16 protein-coding genes are annotated in these 19,815 nt (G+C 35.8%); 3 read left to right on the forward strand and 13 right to left on the reverse strand.

Going from position 1 to position 19,815, the window contains the following annotated elements; translation table 11 throughout:
• Positions 1–9: 9 nt before the first annotated feature.
• Positions 10–987: a P-type DNA transfer ATPase VirB11 gene (virB11, locus tag KX723_RS06370; protein ID WP_218813563.1), complete on the forward strand. Its 978-nt coding sequence runs from the start codon at positions 10–12 to the stop codon at positions 985–987.
• Between the two features lie 13 nt (positions 988–1,000).
• Here the strand turns inward: virB11 and KX723_RS06375 are convergent, their stop codons facing one another.
• The 12 genes from KX723_RS06375 to KX723_RS06430 all read right to left on the reverse strand — a co-directional run bounded on the left by KX723_RS06375 (position 1,001) and on the right by KX723_RS06430 (position 17,567).
• Positions 1,001–1,624: a hypothetical protein gene (locus KX723_RS06375; RefSeq protein WP_218813564.1), complete on the reverse strand. Its 624-nt coding sequence runs from the start codon at positions 1,622–1,624 to the stop codon at positions 1,001–1,003.
• Positions 1,625–1,633: 9 nt separating this feature from the next.
• Positions 1,634–2,653, reverse strand: coding sequence for an FAD-dependent oxidoreductase (locus KX723_RS06380; protein WP_218813565.1), 1,020 nt, complete (start codon positions 2,651–2,653; stop codon positions 1,634–1,636).
• A 44-nt stretch (positions 2,654–2,697) separates the two neighbouring features.
• Positions 2,698–3,354 (reverse strand): HAD family hydrolase, encoded by a 657-nt coding sequence (locus KX723_RS06385; RefSeq protein ID WP_218813566.1) that lies wholly within the window; start codon positions 3,352–3,354, stop codon positions 2,698–2,700.
• A gap of 57 nt (positions 3,355–3,411) precedes the next feature.
• A complete protein-coding gene (locus tag KX723_RS06390) occupies positions 3,412–4,488 on the reverse strand; it encodes a GrpB family protein (RefSeq protein ID WP_218813567.1) in 1,077 nt (358 codons plus the stop codon).
• Positions 4,489–4,524: 36 nt separating this feature from the next.
• A complete protein-coding gene (locus tag KX723_RS09765) occupies positions 4,525–4,848 on the reverse strand; it encodes an aminoglycoside phosphotransferase family protein (protein ID WP_218813568.1) in 324 nt (107 codons plus the stop codon).
• Positions 4,805–5,407 carry an aminoglycoside phosphotransferase family protein gene (locus tag KX723_RS06400; RefSeq protein ID WP_218813569.1) on the reverse strand — a complete coding sequence of 201 codons (603 nt, stop codon included), beginning with the start codon at positions 5,405–5,407 and terminating at the stop codon, positions 4,805–4,807. Before KX723_RS06400 ends, KX723_RS09765 begins: the two co-directional genes overlap by 44 nt.
• Before the next feature lie 12 nt (positions 5,408–5,419).
• Positions 5,420–7,816, reverse strand: coding sequence for a PAS domain-containing sensor histidine kinase (locus tag KX723_RS06405; protein WP_218813570.1), 2,397 nt, complete (start codon positions 7,814–7,816; stop codon positions 5,420–5,422).
• Between the two features lie 29 nt (positions 7,817–7,845).
• Positions 7,846–15,090, reverse strand: coding sequence for a non-ribosomal peptide synthetase (locus tag KX723_RS06410; protein WP_218813571.1), 7,245 nt, complete (start codon positions 15,088–15,090; stop codon positions 7,846–7,848).
• A 275-nt stretch (positions 15,091–15,365) separates the two neighbouring features.
• Entirely contained in the window at positions 15,366–15,950 is a 585-nt protein-coding gene (locus KX723_RS06415; protein ID WP_218813572.1) for a sensor histidine kinase, read from the reverse strand.
• Entirely contained in the window at positions 15,943–16,410 is a 468-nt protein-coding gene (locus tag KX723_RS06420) for a helix-turn-helix transcriptional regulator (RefSeq protein ID WP_218813573.1), read from the reverse strand. Before KX723_RS06420 ends, KX723_RS06415 begins: the two co-directional genes overlap by 8 nt.
• Before the next feature lie 365 nt (positions 16,411–16,775).
• A complete protein-coding gene (locus KX723_RS06425; protein ID WP_218813574.1) occupies positions 16,776–17,144 on the reverse strand; it encodes a hypothetical protein in 369 nt (122 codons plus the stop codon).
• 81 nt (positions 17,145–17,225) lie between these two features.
• The gene (locus tag KX723_RS06430; protein WP_218813575.1) at positions 17,226–17,567 is read right to left on the reverse strand and encodes a hypothetical protein; all 342 of its coding nucleotides are present in this window, start codon (positions 17,565–17,567) and stop codon (positions 17,226–17,228) included.
• Between the two features lie 195 nt (positions 17,568–17,762).
• Here KX723_RS06430 and KX723_RS06435 point away from each other — a divergent pair, with 195 nt between their 5' ends.
• Both KX723_RS06435 and KX723_RS06440 read left to right on the forward strand, forming a co-directional pair.
• Positions 17,763–17,936, forward strand: coding sequence for a hypothetical protein (locus KX723_RS06435; RefSeq protein WP_218813576.1), 174 nt, complete (start codon positions 17,763–17,765; stop codon positions 17,934–17,936).
• Between the two features lie 56 nt (positions 17,937–17,992).
• Positions 17,993–18,889, forward strand: a complete 897-nt coding sequence (locus KX723_RS06440; protein WP_218813577.1) for an Rpn family recombination-promoting nuclease/putative transposase — start codon at positions 17,993–17,995, stop codon at positions 18,887–18,889.
• A 33-nt stretch (positions 18,890–18,922) separates the two neighbouring features.
• Here KX723_RS06440 and KX723_RS06445 read toward each other — a convergent pair whose 3' ends face one another.
• A complete protein-coding gene (locus KX723_RS06445; RefSeq protein WP_218813578.1) occupies positions 18,923–19,747 on the reverse strand; it encodes a PhzF family phenazine biosynthesis protein in 825 nt (274 codons plus the stop codon).
• Positions 19,748–19,815 lie beyond the last annotated feature (68 nt).

The following is a 19,815-nucleotide window of genomic DNA, read 5'->3' on the forward strand; positions in this document are numbered from 1 at the left end:
AAAAAACATATGTCGATTAAAGCCCTAGAAAAATACTTAGCGCCGTTACAACCCTATTTGCAAACTAACGGTGTTACTGAAGTGTGCATTAATCAACCAGGTGCGATATTTGTTGAAGAAAAGGGGAAGTTTACTCGGTACACCAGTGAACCACTTGAACTCGGTTATCTTGAAACCTTAGCAAACCTGATTACAGAATTTAATCATAAGCAGTTTCCCAATCCTTTGCTTTCCGGTTATTTACCCACAGGTCAACGTGTGCAATGTGTTATGTCACCTGCTTGTGAAAAAAATAAGGTTATCTTTTCCATTCGCTGTCATTCACGGCGTGATATGAGTTTAGAGGATTATCAGAAAAGCGGGGTTTTTGACCAATATGCCGCTGCAAACGAGAGTACATATGCACAAACAACAAATTTACTAAAATCATTGCATGCCAAGAAAGATATTTTTGGTTTTCTGGAAGTAGCCATAAAAGCTAAAAAGAATATGATCATTAGTGGTGGAACTGGCACAGGTAAAACAACCTTTCTGAATGCGTGTTTAAAACTGATTCCTGAGACAGCGCGGTTGATCACCCTAGAAGATACGCGCGAGGTTAAAGTTAATCAGCCTAATGCTGTACATTTATTGTTTAATGAAGACGATGAAACCATCACGGTAGAAAAACTATTTAAAGCCTGTTTACGCTTAAGACCTGATCGGATTCTGCTTTCCGAATTACGGGGCACCGAAGCGTGGTCGTTTCTGAGAGCTGCAAATAGTGGCCATCCTGGCAGTATCAGCACAGTGCATGCCGATACCCCGAAAGGTTGTTTTGATCAGCTCGTTTTTATGATGCAGCAAGCGCACTCATCTTCAACTGAAGAAAACCTACGCACCTATATTCAATCCATTATTCCGATTGTTATCCAGCTAAAACGGAGCACTAACTCAGCAAGATTTGTGGAAATAGCAGATATTTATTTTGATAGTAGATCGATATAACTGAAATTATCTATCAGGGTAAATTCACTTCTTCTCTTTCTTTTTTTGTTAACAATGCTTTCGATATTATTATTTTTAATAACTCTATTTCAAACAAAGTAACATTTTCAAAATCAATATTGTCTTTGTTTTCAATAAATAAAGGGTTAATTTCTGCTTCTATTTCTTTAATATACCATTTATGAATCTTAGAATATAAGCCCATTATAGTATCTATATTTTCAAATATTATAATAGGTTTTCGATCATCTACAATGATATTAAACAATTCATGCCCTACATCATTTCTAACAAGAGAAAGTCGTTCAATTTCATTTACTTCCTCACTGGTTATCGCATCAAGATCACTAAAAAAATGTAATGCGCCTCGAAAAGTACTATCTTTATGTTGAGCTTTATTTTTCCTTTTTCCAAAATTTTTTATTATTTCTTTAAATTCAGCGCCTCGCTTCCGAACAAAGGAACTTGTGTTGTATTCAGGATCTGAAAAAAATTCATCCACCGTAGATACAACATATTTCTTAAAGCTCTCAAAAACCATAAGAAATAATCCAGGAATTATAAGCTGTTGCTTAATATCTTCATCATCGGATTTTAAAAGATCTGTTATTTTTTTAAATTCGTATTTTGATTCCATAAAATTAATTTATCGTAAAGTTGGCCTCATACTTGGAGTAAACGGCTTACAATGCTTCAAAACTTCATCCGCACTACCCCATGAAGCGCTATACCCCGTGCCGCCATGTCCATAGCAATGCACAATAAGTGATTGCTTACCATGAGTATTATTTACTTCTTCTCCCTCTATCCGTACTTCAGATCTTCCACAACGAATACCCGTTTTTGAGGTTGCTTCAATACTCTTATCTTTAACGTAAGGAAAAAAAGCAGAAACTTTTTGAAAAATTGCTTTTTTATCACTCTCTCTTACTGCTCTGTCAGAATCACCTACTTGATAGGTTGTCCCAATGACACAATCCTCACTCAAAGGGCGAAAAACAACATAAGCATCCATTGCTTCAACGTTTAGAGAATAACTAGCTCCTAAATCTTGAGGTATTTTTATCGTTTCGGTCTGGCCTCGAGCTGGATATATCAGAGGATCATGGGTTAGATATTTAGCTTCCCACCCTGCACTATTCACAACAACGTCATATAAATCAGTCAATTCTGTTAGGGAATCAATTTTTTCTATTTTAAGCTCTCCACCTAATGCTTTAAATTTTTTCAGCATATAGGGTCGATAAATAGTAGGGTCTATAAGAGGATTATGCACAAGCACCGAGAAGGGAAATCCTGGTATTTTTGCTTGCTTGGCAGGCGGATCACTAAGATTAACTAATGTTTTAAGGGGTTCTTTTGCCCAAACACTGTTTATAAAATCTTCTTCCCCTTTAAAATAAAGGATCACTGGAATTTTTTTTACGCCACAAGAAGGTTCAAATTCTATTAATTCATAAAACTTAGTTAAACTTTCTAAACAATATTTTTGTAACATCGGTTTAGAATTATCAGGTGTATACCATGTAGCAACCGCCGCATCCGAATTTGTTTCCAGTGGGTTATCTTTGGTAAACACGGTAACTGAGAAGCCTTCCTGCAGAAGACAAACCGCATTGGTTATTCCAATGATGCCAGCACCCACAACTGCAACTTTATTTTTCAAAAAAACTTCCTATTACATAAAGAATATATGGTACGCATTTTTCACTAAGTGCTCTCGCCTGCACAAGGGAAGTTATTAGCTGTACTATAAACTCTTAATTGTTCAATACAATTTTCTGCATCAAAAAAATGTATTCCTAATATCCCCAACTCATTAGCAGCCTGTACATTTTTAAAACTATCATCTAAAAATATAGTTTTGGCAGGATCAAGAGAATTTTTATTGAGCATATGCTCATAAACAGCTAGATCGGGTTTAATCATTTTGACATGAGAAGAGACTGTAATATGCTTAAATTTTTTCCAAAATTCATACTTATTAAATAAATAGCTAAATGTGTAATCTGGCATATTAGTTAAAGCGTACAAGCTAAAACCTACCTCTTCAAAACTATCTAATAATTCCAAGCTTTTCGGGAAAGGTACTAAAGACTCTTTAGCAACTTCCAATAATCTACGCATCTCTTCAACTGATTTTCCTAACCTAGTAGAAAATATCAAACAAAGTTCATCAAGTTGAATTTCCCCCTTATCGAATTTCAGCCACTCAGGTGATCCAAATGTTTTATCTATATAATATTGAAAGTTTGTTGAAACTCCCCAGGCATTTTTTAGTATCTCCTCAGGCTTCCACTCTAAAACGACATTTCCTATATCAAATACGATATTTTCATAGGGAGATAATGGAAAATCAATCTGCATACTATACGTCCTGTTTCGTATTAAATTTTTTTACTAAATTTATCATCTTCACACATTTTATCGAGATATTGACTTTAAATAACCCTGTTCCCGCAACACTTTTTTAATAAATGCACCTTTTTTATCCGTATATGCCTCGCGATCAGCCGAATGAGCGCCTGACAATTTCATTTTAAGCGCTTCATATTCAAGCCTAATTTTCTGATCACGTCTTAAGATATCTCTAAATAAAATTCTATGTTCCATTTTTCCGCTACTGTTCTCGATAATATGAACATGATGGGTTCTTTTTGATCCAAAGGGCGGCATGCCCTTAAAAAATCTCAAATGAGATTTGCTGGGGTTCTCAGCCCAAAAAACATAAGCTAATGTCTCAAGTGGTTTAATCCATTGCTTAGCTTCTTCTATCGATTTTACAGCAATAAAAATATCAATCACTGGCTTGCTTGCAAGCCCTGGTACAGCCGTGCTGCCTAAATGCTCTATTGAAACATATGATAATTGACTTGAAATTCCTTTAATTGCTTTTATCTCAGCTTCAGCTAGTTTAGGCCAATTAGAATGGTACGGTTCAATAATAATATTATCTTTCGCATCCAATTGTTCGGCTTTTGCTGAGCCGGTCTTATAATCGATCATCTGGATAAAAGAACTTTTTCCATTGACATAATTTTCTATATCTTCAGAAAATACGTCGGCTAATGACTGTTTTAGCAGCGAATAGGCCTGTGCATAATCTTTATGCGCAATCATGAAATCCCTGAATAATAAATGACGCCTGATTTCAGATGCCCCTTGCTCAAATAAGTGAATATTATGGGTTCTTTTAGTTTTAGACTTCCAATAAAAACGACGGCCAGGATTACCGTATTCTCCCATACAAACGTAGCCTAGATTTTCAAATTCATGGTTTAATGAATCGACCAAACTAATATCTTTGACGACAGGCAGCATATCAATGATTGGTTTAGCATAAATATTAGGTATGGCTGTGCTACCAATATGATGAATTTGGACACAGTTTTCTTTCAGAATAGATTTAATGTCCTTGGCAGCATCAGAAAATATTCTTGGCCATTCTGGGTTATATTCTGTTAGTTCAACAAACCTTATTTTTTCATTCGGATCAATCATGTTTTGAACGTCTAGTTTTGCTATTTATATGCATTTTCATACTTTTAATATTTCGGCACACCTTAGAAAAGGTTGCCAAATTTCACCCTGATCTTCAAATGACCACCAGGCCGCTAATACCGCTTTGCAAAAAGCCCAGCCCAACACACGTGATTTATCAAATCCAGATATCTCTATGAATTGGTCTAATCGGCGCTTAATAAGGCTTTCATTAATTTCACCCTTCAAGCGAGGGAAAGGAATTTCATATTCGCGTTCACCTATCACCCCTTTAGGATCAATCGCTAACCAACCATATTTATCTGACAATAAAATATTACCGTAGTGCAAATCCCCATGTAGCAATACCGTAGGCCCCATCGAGGTTAATAACCTCTTGGCTCATAGCGTCTGCTCGTTCAACTAACTGTTTAGGAAAAGGCCCTGTTCCGACCTGAAAATATTGAAAAAGACGCTGAAATCCTTGAAACCAATCGGCTAAGCTAGGAAATAAAGCGGTCTCTTGGCAGGGTCTATGTAGTTTCTGTATAAGCTCCACACTGCTTATTACACGTTGTGTTTCATCAGGAATCTCTTCTAACAAAGTACCTGGTACCAGCCTTTCCAATAACATAATACCTGCACCTGCTTCTGCACCCAATAATTTTACAGACCCTACTCCATTAAAATGCTGAAGCGCTGCTACTTCATTCATAAACTCTTTACTAGGAACACCACACTTTAAAATAGCTGGATGACCATTCTCTAAAATAACGTTGGCAACTACATTAAAACTGGCGTTATTGAAACAATCTTTAACCGTTAACTGCCACTTTTTAGAATAATAAGACAATAAGTGGGGTAAATTATCTAACCACTCTCTGCCCACTTGCCCATAGATACTAAGGATATTTTTTTCCAATTCTTTAGGAAGATACATTGCTTTAATTATCTACTTATCAGACGCTATAATTTTTCTAGCTGCTTCGTTAGTTTCTTCTACAACTTGAAGTAACGCTTGATAAAGTATTTCGAGCTTCTCAGGTGATTTTGCTTTTAATGCAGCTCCTATTTCTTTGCAAATTTCTTTGCAGACTTGTTCTAAGCGACTCGCACCACAGTAACTAGCTCCACCTTTCCATTTATGTGCCAACTTTGCTACACCCTGCCAATCCTTGTCCTGATGATATTGTTTTAGCTCCACTATTTCTTTTATCAACCCGCTTTCTAGTAATCCCAGCAGCTCATGAAATATTTCTTCACTACCCAGTAGTTTTAACGCCTTCTCTTTATCTAAAAGAGGCAATGACTGTAAATCATTATTATTGGAGGATTCATCACGATTTGCTTTTAAAGCAGAGGCTTGTGAGTGTGATAGAAACACACTGAGTATTTCTGAGGCTTTCTCAGGGGTTAATGGTTTGCTATAGATCGCATTCATTCCATTTTCAAGACAACGCTTCTTCTTTTCTTCAACGGTGTGTGCTGTTAATCCAATAATAGGAACCGATGGATTACTCTGCCATTGTTTTAAACGAATACGACGTGTTACATCACAACCATCTCCATCCGGGAGGCCAATGTCCATCAATATCAGATCATAATAGTTTTTTTCTACCAAAGTTAACGCTGTTTTCCCATCTGGAGCAATATCCGTTTGGCAGTTAAGCTCTAACAGCGCGCCCTGTGCTACTTTGGCAGCGATTGGATGGTCTTCAACCACTAACACGCGACTTCCTGTCGTCACAGGCATTTCTTGTAACCCAGGTGCCACAGTCGTTTTTTTAGTGAGTACGTGAATACCTTTTGCAAACGATAAAGTCTCTTCTGTTTCATTTTTATCGGTAGGTGGTGATAACGATTCTTGCAAAGGAATGTAACACGTAAAGGTTGAACCTTGGTTGGGTTGACTATCAAGCTGAATCTCACCTCCCAAGTCATCAATAAATTGTTTAACCACTGAAAGACCCAAGCCTGTTCCTGGATAAATACCCTGATACGAGGGCGTTAAGCGTGTAAAGCGAGTATAAATCTCTTGATGCTTATCTCGAGGAATACCCATCCCTGTATCGCTGACACGCAATTCAATGATCACTTCACGTTTTTTATTCTCTATTAAACGTGCGCTGACTTTAATTTCACCTTTATCCGTATATTTTAACGCATTGGTCACGAGTTCTAGTGCAATACGTTGTAGTCGTATGGGATCGCCTAGCAAGTACGGAGGAATATTTTTATCATAATAAAAATGTAAATCAAGATTTTTTACATCAGCCTGCGGCTTGTTTAAGTGTACGACCTGTTCTAATATTTTATTTAAGTCAAATTTTTTCCTTAAGAGCGGAATTTCTCCCGTTGCTACCTGTATACTTTCTAATATTTTATTCAGGAATTCCAATAAAGCATTGCTTGAGTCCACAAGGTCTGTCGCATATTCTTCTACTTTTTTTGGATTATTTGATTGCCTTTGAATCAAATGAGCGCAACCCACGATTCCCGACAAGGGCGTTCGGATGTCATGACGCATGTTTTCCAGAAACTCAGTTTTTGCCTGATTAGCCGCTTCTGCCTTTTCTTTTTCGGCAACTAAATTTTCTTCCAATCTTTTTCTTTCCGTAATATCTAAAGAAGTAGCCAAAATACCTATAACTTCTTTCTTAACATTATATAAAGGCGTTTTAATAACTAAGAAGGTAGCTTTTTTTCCATTAGATAACCTACCTGAGATTTCTAACTCTCTAGGGACTTCACTTTCCATAATCTCACGTTCTGCTTGTAAAATAGTAGGAGCCTCGTCTTTCCAAGAGAAATCAAAATCTGTCTTGCCTATCACTTCTTTTATAGAAGAAACACCTGCTATTTTAGCAACGTAGCCATTGCACCCTAAATATACGCCTTCCCTATTCTTCCAATACACACTACCTGGCATCCTAGCCATAATATTTTCTAAATAGGTTTGAGCTTCCTTTTTATATTTTTTTAAGGTTAAAATCTCTTTTTTTAAAGAAGTAATTTCTGTCACTACCCCCATAATTTTTATTTCATTATCCTTGTTATCCTCTAACTGGACTTCATGAATAAGCAAATGTTTTTTAATCCCCTTTTTATGAATAATGCTTTTCTCTAGGACCGTTGTTTGCCCGTCTATTGTTTTAGAAGTATCCTTGTAATGAATCTCATTATTCAAAGTTTCATCATTTTTTCCAATAATGATATCACTCGAGCCTATACCTAATAATTGGCAAAAATAAAGATTACAGTCAATATAGAGGTTTTTTTTATCTTTCCAATAAACCCCTATAGATAAAAGATCCATCGTTTTCTTATAAGTTTTCTCTTCTTTTAACATAGGTAATTTCCTAGCCTATAAAAAATATATTAATAATTTGCGCCATACCTTTTAGTCATTTGAGCATGCTCCTGCTGTAATTTAGAATCAGCTCTCAAATAAAAATCCAGTAAAAAGGCAGTCTGGCTAACATAAGGATTTTCTAACATAGATTCATGATTTCCATAAACACTGTGTATTTTTAGATCAGCACTATATTTGTCCCAGTAATTAGTTAATGATGCTTGCTCGCCTATTGTTTTATCTGAACTTTCCTCCGCTTTAAACAAAATAATGGGAAAATTTAGGTTTTTTGGAACTTGATAATTTAAAGATAGATTCATACGATCTGCGCCTAGTTTTATCCAAAAAGACAAATCTATAATAGGCCCTACTCGAAATAGCTTAGCACTATACTCCTTTCGCTTAGTAGCCTCATATTCTTTAACAAGCGATTCTTTTACTTGATGATGTAATTTCTCTTTATTACTTGCCCTAGCCCAGGTATCAAATAAAGCAACAAATTGAACTTCCTCTTTCATTTCTATCAACTGTCGGGCTATTTCAATAGCAACCGTACCCCCGAAAGAATGCCCTGCTAGCTTATAAGGCCCCTTAGGTTGGAAATGCTTAATACACTCGATATAGCTGGCCGCCATTTCCTTAATACTAGAAAAAATTAATTTTTTGACCCCAATACTGGGATCTTGCAAGGCATAGCAAGCACCATTGAAATTTAATTGCTCTATTAAAGCTTTATAGCAAAATACCATTCCGCCTACTGGATGTATTAGAAATAACGGCAATTCATCATTAGACCCTTTTTTTAATGTGACCACTGAACTTATTAAAGAAGGAGAGGTTACTTCTTTTTCACCCAGTTGTTTTTTCTCAATAACAGTGCCTAATGCTTTAATAGTTGGAAAATCCATTATAACTTTTACAGGAAGATCTAGATTAAACGCTTCATTTATTTTAGAAATTAATTCAACCGCGCGTAATGACTCCCCACCATTTTCAAAAAAATTATCATCAATACCTAAATTATTAATATTTAGGCAAGACTCCCATAATAAACATAACTGTTTTTCGGTTTCTGTAGTAGGAGGATTAAATGAATAATTAGCCTTTTCTAAACGCAAGCTTCTTAAAAATTTATCATCAATTTTTCCATGAGATGTCAATGGCATCTCTTCAATAAAATACCAATTAGCGGGGATCATGTAATCTGGAAGTATTGCTTTAATTTTTTCCTTTACATCACTTAGAATGCCTTGTTGCAGCTTAATAGTTTGTGGCTGATTTGCATAGGTCGACCAATTTTCTACATTTGATAATTGATCAGAAAAGTGATCTTGTTCAACAATATGTACTAATTCTTCCCCCCTATAAAAAACAATATCAAAACAATGTACGGGATCGTGTTTAGACCAGTTAATAACGGCTCGATAGCCTAATTCTTCAGCTAAACCGGATAATATTTCTGGATTCTCTGCCGAACTATTCGTTATTTCAGATAATTTATCCTTAGAGAGAGGCAATCTAACATTAGGAATACCTTGAATAGCTAAATAAGAAGGCGACTCATGTAATAAAGTTTTTTGAATCGTTTCTTGTGTTGTAAATTTTTCACCCCATGCCGTCCAAGATACCCGCAACATTGGAACAGACTGAGGCCCTTTTTTACATAGAACGGCATCATAACGAAACTGTGTCAACTCATTAATGTGCCTACCGCGACGGATTTGTGTGATAGCACACTCAAGCAAGGGATGGCTTTGTGCAAATTTTTCAAAAAAACTGTCTTGAATAAGCAACTCTTCTTCATGCTTGATTTTATCCGCGACACTCCTTTCAGATAGCTTTTTTTCGGCTCCGGTATTAGACAAAAGAGTAGCGCGATGAAAGTCTTCTAAATGCCTTAAGCTACGAATGTCTCCAATAAATAATTTCCCGCCAGGCTTCATACAAACGATTGATCCTTCTATCACCTGAATCAAATGCTCTATATCAGGAAAATATTGAACCACTGAATTAATAATAATGACATCGTAATCAGATTGCTCTTTATCATCAAAAACGCCTGCCGCTCTTTGTAACAAACTTACTTTTTCCTGTAAATTTAAGTTCAATCGTACCTTCTCTAAATACTGGATCGCCGCCTCAGAAAAATCAGTTGCTCTATAAAAGTCACAATAAGGCGCTATACGTGTCATCAATAACCCAGCCCCACAACCAATTTCTAAAACGCGTTTGGGCTTAAGAGAAAGTATTCTTTCGACGGTCGTATCGATCCATTCCTGCATTTCTTCTTCTAAAAAAGGTTCTCGGGTATACGAACTATTCCAGCCTAAACAATTGAAATTAAGTGGTTGCGTTGCATCCAAGCGCTGATAAAGCTCTTCATACAACTTAAGCCACTGCTGGGTTTGCTCCTCGGCATGAGAAAGATAGACGGCTTTTTCGAGAGAATGAGTAGGCTTAGTCACTAAGTAAGCAATAAGATGCTGGTCATATGCCCTTACTACTGCATTAGCAATGGCGGGATGTTTAAGTATCTGCCGTTTTATTTCATCGAGTTCGATACGAAATCCACGCAATTTTATCTGTTCATCATTAACTCTTCCTAAATATTCCAAGCGTCCATCGGATAACCATCGCGCCATATCACCCGTTTTATAAAGACGCTTGTTTTGACCATTCAATGAAATGGTCAAAAAGCTACTCTGATTTAATGCTTCACGTTTTAAGTAGCCTCTTGCTACACCCATTCCACCTATATACATCTCTCCAGCAGATCCTATGGGGATAGGCTCTAAATTGGCATCTAACAAATAAATCTCTACATTAGCAATAGGTTTTCCAATACCTAATTTACCACTTGATAAATCTACTTTCTCAATGGAAGCACAGACAGTCGTTTCAGTAGGGCCATAGGCATTAATAACTTGGCAATGCCCACTCCATCTTTCAATCGTTGCGACAGATGCCGCTTCACCGGCTAATACTAAACACCGCAACTTGGGTAATACGACTCCCTCTGGAATAATTTCCACTACTGAAGGGGTCAAGGTAGCGACCGAAATAGATTCGGTTTTCAATGCTTCTATTAACTCATAACCTACTAATTTAATATCTTTAGAAACTAAGCATAATTGAGCACCTGCCAACCAGGTTCCCAATATCTCCCAAAAAAAAGCGTCAAACGTCGGACGAGCAAACTGTAAAATGCGATCCTTAGAATGAATACCTAATAGTTCAATCTGGTTGTAAACCATATTGACAACGCCCCGTTGTTCAATCAGTACGCCCTTAGGCTCTCCTGTCGAACCAGACGTATAAATGATATAAAACACATCATCTGGAGAAGCTATAGTCATTAAGTCCGTTTTAGAAGGATGATCTTGCCAAGGTTCTTGATTTAAATCTATGCTGGGTACAATACTCCCTAATTTATTAGGTTGTCTCAACGTTATCTCTAGCTTGCTATATAAATCTCCCTGACTTATTAACATCGCGGGTTCACAATCATTGACAATAAACTGAACCCGCTCTTTAGGGTAATTTGGATCGATACAGACAGGGGTTGCTCCTGCTTTCCAAATAGCCAGCAAACTAACCAATAATTCAACGCTTCTGTCCAAATAAAGCCCAACAGTTTGTTTTCGATGCAAACCCAAGTCAATTAAATGACGCGCTAATTGATTTGCATGTTCATTCAATTGTTGATAGGTAATGACTTCTTTGCCTAAACTTATTGCAATGTTATTAGGTTTTTTTTCAGCTTGCTGTTGAAATAATTCACATAATGACGAATCAACCGGGTAATCTTTACTGTAGGTACTCAGCCCAGCCGATAATTGGATACATTCTTCTTTATCCAGCAACGATATTTTTGAAATGGGCAATGCCGGTGTGGCTACGATATTTTCTAATAATCTCTGAAATTGTCCAATAAGCCTTTCGATTGTTGAACGCTGAAATAACTGGGTATTATATTCAAAAAGACCTTGCAACTGGTCGCCAACTTCTTGCATATATAAAGATAAATCCACTTTCGCGCTTTCAAAATCAGCCAACAATAAAGATTCATTATCGGATAATATACGCTTACAACTTAAACCCGCTAACTCTATAGGATCTACAGGATAATTTTGAAAAATAAACATGATATTATCGAGCTGGCTTTCTCCCACCCTTCGCGACTGATTTAAGGCAGAAACCAATTTTTCAAAAGGCAAGTCCTGGTGCTGGAAAGCTTTTAAAATCATTTTTTTATTTAACTTTAAAAAATCCTCAAAACTAGGATCAAGACTTGTATCAGTACGTAACATTAAAATATTGATAAAAAATCCAATGACATGCTCAAGATTTGGAGAATGCCTGCCTGAAATCGGTGTACCAATGACAAGATCTTCTTGTCCCGTGTAACGCCCTATCAATAGTGAAAACGCGGAAAATAAAGATGTAAACAGCGTGGTTTGATTAGCTTGTGAAAGATTTTTAATAGCCGCTACAGTTTCCGCTTTGATTGAAAAGGGGATTCGTGCCCCTTCATAGCTGTTTTGGTTAACATCATCTATTGAATAATCTAGCGGTAATTTTGTAGGAGAAAAGCCAGATAATTCTTCTAACCAATGACTAAGCAGGTTTTCTTGTTTAGCTTCATCTAATAAATGCCGCTGCCACTGCGAAAAATCAATGTAATCCCAATATTTTACTGGTAAATTAATCAGTCTTTTTTCAATTAATGCCGAGTAAATTTCTGATAACTCATTACAAAAAATATGAAATGACCAGCCATCATGAATAATATGATGCATAGATAACATCAAAACATGACGATCCGTCGTATATTCCAACATTCTAACTCTTAATAAAGGTGCATTATTAAGCTGAAAAACCCGTTGAGCCTCCTCATGCGCTAATTTTTGTAAAAAAAGTTCAGATGAATCGCTGATTTCTTCCAAAGTAAAATCAAGCAACTCCGGTGTATAAGGCAAAACAGTTTGATAAGCCTGTCCTTCCTGCGTAATAAATGCTGTTCGTAAACTCTCATGTCGCTCTAATAAAATCAAAAATGACTGCTTTAAAGCTTCTTTGTTTAACTCACCTAAAAGTTCAAACGCAACAAACATATTATAAAGAGGATTATTTGGCTCCAATTGATCCATAAACCAAAGTCGTTGTTGCGCAAAGGAAAGTGGAAATAACTTATTTTCTCTGTCTCCAATTAAAGCCACCTCTTTAGGATAATCGATTTGTTCACTTTGTTTACTTTCAATTAAAGTAGCAAGATCCATTATAGTACTAGTCAGTAGTTCATCTATTTTTATTTCTATCTCATAAATACTATAAATTTTAGCTATTAATAGAGTAGCTTTTATTGAATCACCACCTAGTTGAGTAAAATTATCCGTACAACCGAGCCCTGAAATATTTAAAGTTTCTTCCCATAAATTTACCAATTTTTTCTCAAGAGAAGTTTCAGGTGCTATAAAATTAGTATTAATGAAGTTTTTACGACGCGCTATTCTTAAACACGATTGAATTTGCTCTATTGTAGAAAACTCATTTGCGATCTTAAGGTAATCTATCGCATTTTCCTTTTTTTTCTGTTTTTCTACAGTGTGTACGGTTTTTTCTTTTTTATATTTAACAAAGTTTTGCGTTGTATCATATTTAACCAAGCAAGCTTTTTCTGTAGAGATGCTAAAATGAGTGACTGGATCTCCTTCGTTTAAAACAGGATCACAAACACTTGCTAAGAAATTTTTAGCGGGTTCATTTCTCTCTGTTGGTATAAAAGGAAACTTAATAGTTGATACATTATTTTTTTTAGCGATAAGGCCCAATTCATTAAGAATACGGTGCTCTGCTCCACGGCCTAACACTTCACAGCTTAATAAGAAATTTGATACTTCGAGAGAATTAGTTTTTATTTCAAAAATAATAACTCCCTTCAAACCATAGTTTCTCTCATTATCTTTAATATGAACGATGACAACCTTCGAACTATTTAAAAGCTGTTGTAATTGCTTATCTGTAAATCTACCTGTCGTACAATTGAACTGATTGGTTTTTCGCGTTAACTCAGCCGCTCTCTTTAGTTGGTCTACCTGGGAAGGATCCATTGTGAGTTCTAATAATTGAACTTCTAACTGCAAATCATTAATAAATTGACTAAGAGAATTATAGGCTTTTGAAGCGGATAGCTTCACTTTTTGCTGATAGGATTTGGTACGTTGTGTATCTTCTATGCTTACATTCAGTTTATCCAAAAACCAAATATGTTGTAATACATGCAAAATATTATCAGTATATTGAATAGTCAGCACTTCGGGCTGTAACTCGTTCATAAACTTACATTCACGACTATTATCGTCAATAAACAGAAAACTATTGAGTGATAAATTAAGTTCTTCTGCTATTTCAGCTATATTGAGCGCTTTTTCTTTCAAATTTATTCGATGCGAGGTAATATGCTCACGCTTTAATAGCATATTCGGATGTTTATCAAACACTAACCAAACATCTGATTCTTTATTTTTGCTACACAAACAAATAAGTTTTCCTATTTGTTGCTGCTGGATAACAAAATGTTGTAACGCTTGTTGGGCGGCTGTTATCTTTAAATTCGTTACATCTTCTTCCTCACCACAGACCCCATCCCATAAAGTGTAATCACAATCCAACACGATAACTTTATTAGCTGCGTGCTTTATCGCATGAATTTTTCTAGCCAGCATAGCCGCCAGCGCATAAAAATAATTTTCCGTATAAGGAATATGTCCTAATTTATCTGCATATGGATTATGGTAATCAGAAATTAGATAATAAGTATTAATCTCATCGTATGTAAGTAAATCAACCCCTATTAATTGAGTAATTGCTTGTTGAAACACTACTTCTAATTCTTTAAACGTCTCTTTTAAAATGGGATTTTCATAAACAGTGGGACTAGGTTGGCATATTCCTATAATCAGATGGCCTTGCAATTCACTCGCCTGTACCTGAAGCGTTGATAAGAAATTATCAGCCATTTTTTTAACATGGCTAACTGCAAATAACCCTTTATCTTCTCCAGATTCAGAAGGTAACCAATCTTCAAAACGAATCAAAATAATATTGGTATCTTGGTTCTGTCTAAATAAACTATCTGGATCAAGTAATTGTTGAAATATTTGTCTATAAGGAGAAATTTTTATTTCAGGAACTTCATTAATCAATTTTAAAAATAATTGTAAAGGTTCTGCAATAGGATCAGACGTAAACGTGGATGTAATTGTTATCATGACTAAAGTTTTTCAATTTAAAAGAGAAATGCTGTATTAGCATTTAATTATTATTTTTATCTCTAAAAAATCCGTAGAATACTATATTGAATTAAACCATTACTTTGGAGAGCATAACAAGTAGGTAGAGACTCACTAGGTTTTTCTTCACTAAATCTCGTCCCTTGATATAGGGAAAGGAATATAATGAAAAATTAATACAACAGCAACTAACTAATAGATGGCCCCTGTATTTCCTACTAACTCTATATAAAAAATAGCTCTCGAGCTAACGGCTAAACCTCGCTGTTGACTTTGATCGGAATCAATCCCACAATATCGACCGAGTCTATGATTAACGGATTTTCAAAGGGTATAAAACAACTTAATGTCGTACCTTGCCCTACTTGGCTACTCGCTAAAATTTCCCCGCCCACATCATCAACAAATTGCTTTATAATACTCAAGCCTAAACCCTCCCCTTTATAAATACTCTGGGAAGAAGGCGTTAAGCGTTTAAAGCGAGTAAATATATCTTTTAGCTCTTCCGGCGACATGCCAATACCCGTATCACTCACAGCAATTTCTATAATACTTTCGTGGTAATTGCTTCTGCTGAGCCGAACCGTTAATGTCACTTTTCCTTGTTCAGTAAATGTTAAAGCATTCGTTATTAACTCTAATATAATGCGTTGTACACGCACAGGGTCACCAATTAAATATAATGGAATAGCTTCGTCATAATTTAAAGTTAATGCGAGTTTTTTTGTATTAGCCAATGGTTTATTTAGTTCGATAACTAATTCTGTTAGACTTTTTAGCTCAATTAATATACTATCTAAGGAATCTTTTAATTTTGATTTATTGTTATTATTAGGCATTGTCCATTTCCTCAGTTTTTATATTTTTCTGAATGAGTTGAGTTTTTTTATTCCGGAGCTCGATGATAAAATCAATGCTATCAACCATGAAAATTCCTACCTCGCTTGCTTTAAATACAGCATTAGGTATATCAATGGCATTTAATTTTTGGCAGGCTCTAGTACGGATTTTATGTACGGTATCTTCTTTTATTTTAAGTATGTTTGCGCATTCTTTTATTCCCACACCCCAGGCTGCTAAAAGAAGGCAGCAAACCTCCTGTTCTGAAAGATCTCCTAAAAAAACATAACCTTTTAGGTTTTGGTGTAAAAGAAACAGTTTTTCTAATCGAAATTGCAATGATGATGGATGATTTATTCCTCTTTTAATAAGGGATAATTTAGTACGTTCGTTATTATAATAATCTTCATGTAAGAGCGTTCTACTCCAAGCTAATTCTCTTTTTTCACTGTAGGCCATATCAACTCCCATACATTTGGGAATTAGTGCTGAGATACGCATACATTCCACAACCTCTTTTTATTTTGGATGTGCTTATTATGAATAGATAAAAAATTAGATGGAATTCATGAAACTGGAATTCATGAAACTGGAATTCATGAAACTGGATATTGACATTTTTAAATTTGCTTCGATCGAGCGATCGAGATAAGCTACATGTGGTCATGAGGCTAACTCCTACTAGTATTAGGTTGTTATGCTAAGTGGCCAGACAGCGACAGCGACAGTGTTAGCGCATTGTCGCTGTCGCCCCTAACGGGGTTGGTGGTTAGGAAACTCTAGGGATTTAAATAATCCCTCAGTATTTAATTATCGGCATATAATTACTTAACCTCCCCTTTTTCTATCTCGTCTATTACGGGGCGGAAGTGTTTTTGATAGCACTTATGTAATCGCTCTTTATAGGGCATTAAGTCGGATGCCATTAGTTTTAACTCATCCAATCGTTGGGAATAAAAAAGTTGGTATAAATATTTAATATCGATTAATTTGATTGATCCGAACTCTTCTTTTTGAATCAGCCTACAAAGCATCTCATAAGATAAAAAGTAAGCATGGCAATCAAATAAAAGTTTAGTTGTAGCATGTTTAAGTCGGTATAAATGCTCATTCAAATGTTTGATTTCAAATAGATAATCGCGAGCAGGTTGTTCTAAGCACCAAAATTGATTTACATTGACATTCATAGTCATGATGACTCCTTAACTCATTTAAGGTTGTTTAGTGGTTTAAATGTTCCTAAAGATGTACAACCCTAGGATTGGTAAGGGTTACTAAGCATGAGCCACCTCTGACTTAATGCGATTGATAATGGCTTGATGGTTATGCAATTTCTCTTCTAATAACTGTTCTTCCAGGAAAAGCCTATTAAGGAGTTGTTTAACTTTTGATAGATAAAGTTCGTTAAGCTGTACAAATTTTTCTCGATCATAGAGAGGGATAAATTTTTTGGATTGCTTGCGCTCTTTGTCTAGTTGATGGGTTAACTTGCCGAGCTGTAACGTAATGAGTTTGGTTAGGATTTGAGTTTGCTTACTCAATTGGCAGGATCGATAGGTAAGTGCTTCTAACGATTGCTGAACACGGACGGATTGATTTAAACTGACGTTAGCCATAGTTTACTCCTAGTAAGTAGATTGTGGTTAGCTGGTAGTTGAGAGTGCGAATCTCGGCTACTAGCGCTTCTCTTTTTAATTACCTATATTTATGTTAGCTCTTAGCTAAATAAGAATACTTTATAAAGTTATGCTATAATGTAAAAATTGTCAAGTGTAAATTTTTACATTATTATATTTAAGTAAGGGATGAATGTGACAAAACTTTCTAAAAGCCAAAAAAATCCGCTCACTCGAGTTGGGTTTATGCTATCCCAAGAAAAGCATAGAGAATTAAAAGTGATAGCTGCAGCCAAAGGATTAACCGTGAAAGAGGTTCTTAATAAGCTTATAGATGATTTCCTAGCTAAAGAAAAAAAGAAACCCTAATTTTCCTTTCTGTAGTAAAAACAATTGGTTAATTAAAAATAAGGGATAATAAAAAAATGACCATTACGATCCACCAACCTTTTGATAAGCTCTTTAAAATATCTCTCACAGAAAAGAAAGTAGCTATTTCCTATCTTAAAGCACGAGTACCAGCCGAAATCTATAAGCGTATTAATATAAATACATTAGAACTAACGGATAAGAGTTTTATTTTACCTAAGTTTCGTCAAATTCATTCAGATATTGTGTATCGCTGTCAATTTGATAACAAAGAAGGATATATTTTCTTTCTGTTAGAGGCAGAATCAACCGCCAATGAAGAATTAATGGCATTTAGGTTATTGCAATATAGTATTGCGGCTATGGATCAACATATTCGCCAAGGCCACAAAAAATTACCGATTGTCTTACCGATTTGCCTTTATCATGGTATAGAGTCGCCTTACCCACATCCCCTCGATGTCTATCAGTGCTTCGATACCCCTGATCTTGCTAAACAAGTTGCTTTTATGCCCTTTACGTTACTTGACCTAACGGTTCTTTCAGATGATGAGCTTGCTAAAGACGGCCTCGCTTTTTTAATGGAAATGCTTCTAAAGCATTCTCGGACAAGGAATTTTTTGACTATTCTTAAACAGAGACGCGAAGCTATTAAAGGGATATTAAAGCAGTTAAATAAAGAATCTCGTCGGTTTATGGTAAAATATGTAATAAATGAGACCCAGGATGAGAATGAGCCTGATGCCGTTGAGCAGCTTGTTCAAATTCTCACTACTGATCTACCAGAGGATAAAGAAATTATCATGACATTCGCACAACAACTAAAACAGGAAGGCTTTGAGAAAGGTGTAAATTCTGTTACAAGAATTATGCAGTCCAAAGGGTTTGATGAAAGTACTATTGAAGAAATTCTGAAGCTTTCTAAAGAAGAGCTAGAACAAGAAAAGGTGTAATTCTAACCTTATTAGAGCTTGTAAAAAGCATCTTCAACTTGAAAAATAAGCTTGCCCCTTAATCTCTATGCTTTTCTTTGAGATAGAAACATAGATTTGACTGGGGCTTCCTAAATTAGCACCCTGCTCTATGGTAAAAGTACCCTCTGATTGACCGCGGCTTTTGCATAGCATTTGGCATAGTGCCGCCGCGGCCGTGCCTGTTGCAATATCTTCTTGGTGGCTAAATAAGGGATTTAAATTCCGCCCTACGTAATCAAAGTTAGGGTTTTCTACATCGTTAGAGTAAGCATAAAGACCATTAATGGCGTTATCTTTACACCATTGAGAAACTAAGTCTAAATCGGGCTTCATATCAAATAAAGCTGCCCTATTAATAAACGGGACGAATAACTTAGGACTTCCTATAGAAGCGGCGGTACAGGGCAAATCTTTTGCTAGAAATTCTTTTTCGATATTCAACATCGTACTGATGACAGAAGGGTCTATAGGGGTATTTAATACTTTTCCCTTATTGGCAATAGACATGGAGACCAAATCGTTCTCATATTTAACATCAATTTTGATATTATCTTTATAGGTCTTTATAGTTGGACGTTGGTTAACATTGGATTTAAATAGATAAAAGACCGCACCAAGCGTACCGTGGCAGCACAGAGGAAGTTCGCCTTTTGTTGCAAAAAACCGTAACAAGTACTGATTTTTATCAGGGATGATAAAAACTGTTTCAGGCAGATTTAACTCAGTTGCCTTCTTCTGCATGGCTTCTTCACTAAGCGCGATAGCATTATCGACTATGGCACAGGGGTTTCCACCTTGATGATTATAAGAAAATACGTTAATAATCTTAATCTTCATACATTATTCCGCTAATAAGTGGAAAAAGATAACACAGGAGAGAAAAGGAACCAAATCAGAACCCAGAG

Source organism: Rickettsiella endosymbiont of Dermanyssus gallinae (assembly GCF_019285595.1).
Classification (GTDB): Bacteria; Pseudomonadota; Gammaproteobacteria; order Diplorickettsiales; family Diplorickettsiaceae; genus Rickettsiella_B.